Annotated in this window: 6 protein-coding genes; 3 read left to right on the top strand and 3 right to left on the bottom strand. The window is 50.3% G+C overall.

The features are described 5' to 3' along the window. Window positions 1-303: transposase domain-containing protein (locus tag BV911_RS20150; protein ID WP_240512365.1), on the top strand; the 303-nt coding region annotated here is incomplete at its 5' end. A gap of 384 nt (window positions 304-687) precedes the next feature. Here BV911_RS20150 and BV911_RS18385 read toward each other — a convergent pair. Both BV911_RS18385 and BV911_RS18380 read right to left on the bottom strand, forming a co-directional pair. Beyond that, window positions 688-1626, bottom strand: a complete 939-nt coding sequence (locus BV911_RS18385) for a GSCFA domain-containing protein (protein ID WP_086055006.1) — start codon at window positions 1624-1626, stop codon at window positions 688-690. Between the two features lie 74 nt (window positions 1627-1700). Beyond that, on the bottom strand, window positions 1701-2729 hold the full coding sequence (locus tag BV911_RS18380; protein WP_086055005.1) for a hypothetical protein: 1029 nt from the start codon (window positions 2727-2729) through the stop codon (window positions 1701-1703). A gap of 226 nt (window positions 2730-2955) precedes the next feature. On the opposite strand from BV911_RS18380, the gene BV911_RS18375 reads away from it, so the two are divergent. Next, the gene (locus BV911_RS18375; RefSeq protein WP_086055004.1) at window positions 2956-3912 is read left to right on the top strand and encodes a class I SAM-dependent methyltransferase; all 957 of its coding nucleotides are present in this window, start codon (window positions 2956-2958) and stop codon (window positions 3910-3912) included. Further along, window positions 3836-4087 carry a transposase gene (locus BV911_RS20455; protein ID WP_086055003.1) on the top strand — a complete coding sequence of 84 codons (252 nt, stop codon included), beginning with the start codon at window positions 3836-3838 and terminating at the stop codon, window positions 4085-4087. The genes BV911_RS18375 and BV911_RS20455 overlap by 77 nt, the downstream gene beginning before the upstream one ends. Window positions 4088-4417: 330 nt before the next feature. Here BV911_RS20455 and BV911_RS18360 read toward each other — a convergent pair. Further along, the coding region (locus BV911_RS18360; protein ID WP_139840155.1) for a transposase at window positions 4418-4770 on the bottom strand (353 nt) is incomplete at its 5' end.

Here is a 4770-nt window from a genome sequence, read left to right as displayed (position 1 = left end):
GGTGGCAGCATCCGCTTCAGAACGGCCGCCTTTCGTTCGGGTGAATATCCCACGTCATCGTCCTATCTGGCCCGCCGAAAATGTAGAGGAAAAATAGAGCGGCGGACAACTACGCTGACACAGGGGGGACACGACGAAGGCGGACGCGCTTGGGGCCGCATCGCCTCGCTGATCGAGACAGCCAAGATCAACGGTGTGGAGCCTTTCGCCTACCTGAAATCCACGCTCGAAGCCATCGCAGCGGGACATCCGGAAAACCGCATCGATGATCTGCTACCTTGGAACTTCCAGCAGTCAAGCTGAAACCCAGGTGCTGACCACACAGCGCTTACAGTTTTCCTCCTGGATTCACACATCGCCATGACGCCAAGATCGCGGACCGCAAACTCGAAGGCATCACCACGCTTGACGACGTCACTCCAAGGGAAACGGCGAAAACGCGATGGTGCAAACCGTCTGCCGGAAATCGTGCAAGGGATTGAATTCAAAGACGGGATCATACAACTTCAACGCCGCCTGACCTTGCCGTCACCAACTTTCGGGCATATCTCGACAACGAGTTTGGCCTGGATCAGGCTGAAGCCTGCAAAGTCAAACTCGTTGCACCATTAGTAAGTCCAGTTAGAATATTGGTTCTCAAATGGCGCGGGTTGATTATATTAGGCGCAGCACCCTGACGAACAATACTCAGTCAGAGTCGGTCACATAATTAGCAGTCATATAGTCCGTAACCAATCCGACAACATTGTCTTTTACGTGAACGTTGTCCACGGCATAGGCACTCGAACATGAGACAACCATTTCATAGCTCGGAAAGTAGTCAACCTCATCGTATTTCTGATAAAGCATTTGTGCACAAACGCGCAGTAACGCTTTAGAGTAGCCGTTTGCCACGACAGCATCGTACCCTGAAAAGCTGGAAGCCAATGGAACCGGCGATACTGTCAGGATGATCTTTTTTATTCCGATGCCGTCAATGATTGCCCTCATCGCAGAATCCAGAAGGCTATAAGCCTCCGCATATTCCAGATTTACAAAACTGTATCTGCTTGAGTCCAAGTCCTTGGAGGCTGGGGGCATGTGCTTGAAGTATCGGTTGGCCTTTGTATCAAGCCAGCACTCAGTCAGTCCAAGGGTTATGATGACAGCATCACTGGTTTTCATCTCGAGATAGAGGTCTTTTATCTCTTCCTGCCGTTCCAATGCTCTAGCATAGGTTGTCGGCACAATTGCCGCAGGAAGATTCAGGTCGATATATCCGTCTTTTGCAGGAATAATTGAAAATGAATGATCAAGGGAGGGATCCAGTACAGACACAATACGGTCATGGATAGTCCCGGCTGTGTACTCGTTTAGGACGCCATTTGGCCGATGGGGAAATTCTTCTGGTGGCACCCGATAACGTGTTGTCGGCAAGTCAAATCCGACGAGTTTTTCTTCGATGTTTCGCGCGAAACAGGATCCGATGGTGAATATTTTCATTCCCCGGTCCAAAGTGAATTTCGGAGTAATCTCTGGGTAAATCATTCCCGATGAATGTTCATATCGTTTATCATTTTGCGGCGGGTATTTTCTGCGCCGTCCGGTCTGACGAATTAATTGCAAAGTTTCATCATAGGATTGCATGCTACTTCCTTAATATACTTGTTATTCTACAGCGAAAACCATACTTCCAGTATCGCGATCACTGCAATCCAGATTTACTGGACGTTAGGTGATCGTCCAGCCTGATTGCCAGCCTGCCAAACATCAACAAGCAACGCTTTCCATTTTTCCGGTACCGGCTCGAAAGTCCCATTTCTCAACGTGGGATCCAGACTTTCCAAAACCTCAGCCTCGCCCAGTATTTCACGAGCCAAGTCCATGTATGCAGGGCCATGCTGTTTCAAAATGTCGGATGCGATCTCTTGAGTAAGAGGATCTGACAATTTCTGATCGTCTTTTGTGAAATTGTCACGCACAAAACTGTCAATAGTGTCTATGAATTTTCCAAGGTTTTGTATGTTTGAACGGTCTAGACAAGACAGCGCATTAAGTGTGAATGGAGATAGCGATACATTCACACTGCCAACATCTCTAAATTCTGAGGTCACATGCCCACCGGCGATAGACAGGAAATCTCTCACAATATCGCCGTCTTTGAAATAGCGTTTATTGAATATTTTAGGGACTACATTTTCTGCCCCAAACGCTTTCCGCCAGACCTCTAGGTTCTTCTGGTAACTGAGAAGCGCGTTCAACCCATCCGACTTGCAGTAGTCTTCAAATGACATCGCGAAGTTCTTCTGCGTCTTGATGCCATGAGCCCAGTTGCTTAGGCTGAAGGTGTCGGGACGCCGGAAATAAACAACAACCGTTGTGTCGGCTTTGCCGTCAAGCTCATCACTCAGGGTTTGAATGGCCTGGGGCATCATGACGCCAGCCTTGTAAAAATGTTCGGAGCTGATCACTGTCGTATGACACGTGGAGTGCTTTTCCAGTGAGGCTATAAACTTGTTCCACACCTGATCGGTGGTTTCAGCCTCAATCCGACCGCTCAACCATCCCGGGGCCCATTTGTGCGACAGGATATGATGGGCGTGGTGTGCAGGTGTGTCAATCGGCCCGCGCCCGAACAGACTATAGTTGATCCCTTGCTTGAGCAACAAATCCCGGTTCTCAGAACAGACCTCCTGAATGGCACTGGTGCCGGTTTTCTGTGTTCCGATATGGAGGATCAGCTTTTGCATTTTCGCACGCCATTCTATAGGTTAGGTTAGAATAGTACATGCCAAGCTCGCTCAGCTGCAACCAATTTTCGGGCAAGCTATCGCCACAGGCGTTTTTTGACCACGAGCGTAACAGATAAAGTACGATAGCGGATTGATCTGTATCGGATTTCCCAACAATGTTCCTGATGAACGGCCCTTGGCCATCGCTATTGCTGCTATCCGTCCTAAGAACAGGGGTGCTTAGATGCTCTCGGATACTCTCAATGCTACTTCACAATATGAACAGGATGCCTTCGTAGAGATGTTCCGTAAGGACGCTTCTTGGATCGATGCCACCGGGCTCGATTGGGATCGCAGCTGGCAACATCTTGAAAAGCGTCTAGCTGAAGGTGCGCTGGGCGATATGAACTTTCACGGGTTTCTTGGGCCCGAACATCTAACCCGGCTTTACAACTGGATCGATCGGATTCCCTATCCGAACTTCCTGAATGGTCCGCCGTTCGAGCGGCTGGTTGCCCTTGCCAGGGCGGCTGACTTGGCTGTGATGGATCGACTTGGTCTTGATCCAGAGTTGCATGGTATTGATGCTGTCAGCGTCTACAACGCTCAGGATTTTCGCTTTCAGACGCCTTATCAAGTGCCTTGGCGTCAACGGGTTCGGACATTCTTGGATTTCGGGGCAGGACATGGCCGACAAGCCAATCTGTGGCTTCAAACGGCACCACAATTGACAACCTTCATTGCTGTTGATGCTTTCCCGGCGACCTACTTGACTCAACGCCTTTACTATCAGGCCTTGGGGCTGACCTTGAATGATCACATGGATATGACGCAGCAGCCGTTTGTCATCCATGAGGATCCGAAGGTTGTGAACCATTTGCCCAGTTGGCGGCTTGATCTGGTGCCGGACGGGAGTGTCGATATGGTTTGTGCGGTACAGGTCCTGCGGGAATTGTCCCGTGGTATGCTAAGGTTCGCGCTTCGCCAGTTTCATCGTATTCTGCGCACTGATGGCGCGCTCTATATCCGCGATCACATTGGTTTTCATAATGTTAACATGGTGGATATGGATCGTGTTTTGGCCGCCTCTGGTTTTGTTGCAGAATGGCAACCGGCGCTGATAGATGGCAAAGATGTTCACGGCGTGCCGCGGATCTGGAGGAAGCCAAACCTTAACGCTATTATTGGGGGAAAAGTGTAAACACTTCGGCCTGCATAAAGGATTCATGCTGATAATCCTGCCCACCATTTCGTCAGGCACTCAGGCAGGGCGCTTCTCTAAAATGGGCAACCGATATTTGCGTCGGCTGCTGTTTCTTGGCGCTATGGCCCAAGTGAGCGCCAGCCGCCGTGGCGAGTCTGTTGACGGTGTTTGATGCTCTTATGTTTGTCAAGACGTGGGTATTGCCCCTTTGGGAACACAAAGTTCGCGATAGATTTCGCGAACGATATAGCGCTTTATGCACCGAGTGATCTCGCGCTTGCTTTTGCCTTGAGCGGTGCGTTTGAGCACATCGCTATGTGTGGCTTCATGTGATTTTGCATTCGGGTGATGACGACGAGGTATAGGGCGGCATTGGCTTGTCAGTTCCCGCCGCGGTTCAGACGCATTCAGTGGTTTTTTCCACTTGAAGCAGGGATCGCGCAAACAGAAATGGTGCCGTTTTTCTGAACAGGACGGGCTCGTTTTCTAAAGCGTTTCTGTTTTAACCTGAAACATATCCGGCGGCCTTGAAGTAGTTCCAGCATTCTTGAGGGTCGTATAGATCGCAGATTTTTCCGATGGCGTCGAACACGTCGATGAATGTCCTAGCCCCGATCCGGCGAAGATGGGCTTTCAGCTTGGAGAATGCCTGTTCGATGGGATTAAGGTCAGGCGAGTATGGCGGCAGGAAAAGGAACCAGCATCCATGCGCCCGCAGTGCATCTGATGCCTCCTTGTTTTTGTGGGTCGCCAAGTTGTCCAGTATGACGACTGTTCCGGGCTCAATTTCTGGCATCAGGACTTCGCGCACATAGGCGGCGAAGGCAGGGCCATCCATGGCACCCTTTATGACCC

This window comes from Pseudoruegeria sp. SK021, assembly GCF_002119405.1.
In the GTDB taxonomy this organism is placed as follows: Bacteria; Pseudomonadota; Alphaproteobacteria; order Rhodobacterales; family Rhodobacteraceae; genus Meridianimarinicoccus.
The sequence above is the reverse complement of the archived record's forward strand: the minus strand, read 5'-3'. Positions and strand labels throughout refer to the sequence as shown.

Bases quoted from the DNA above. Each gene is read 5' to 3' on its own strand.
- BV911_RS18385 (WP_086055006.1), bottom strand. From the start codon at position 1,626: ATGCAATCCTATGATGAAACTTTGCAATTAATTCGTCAGACCGGACGG.
- BV911_RS18380 (WP_086055005.1), bottom strand. From the start codon at position 2,729: ATGCAAAAGCTGATCCTCCATATCGGAACACAGAAAACCGGCACCAGT.
- BV911_RS18375 (WP_086055004.1), top strand. From the start codon at position 2,956: ATGCTCTCGGATACTCTCAATGCTACTTCACAATATGAACAGGATGCC.
- BV911_RS20455 (WP_086055003.1), top strand. From the start codon at position 3,836: ATGGCAAAGATGTTCACGGCGTGCCGCGGATCTGGAGGAAGCCAAACC.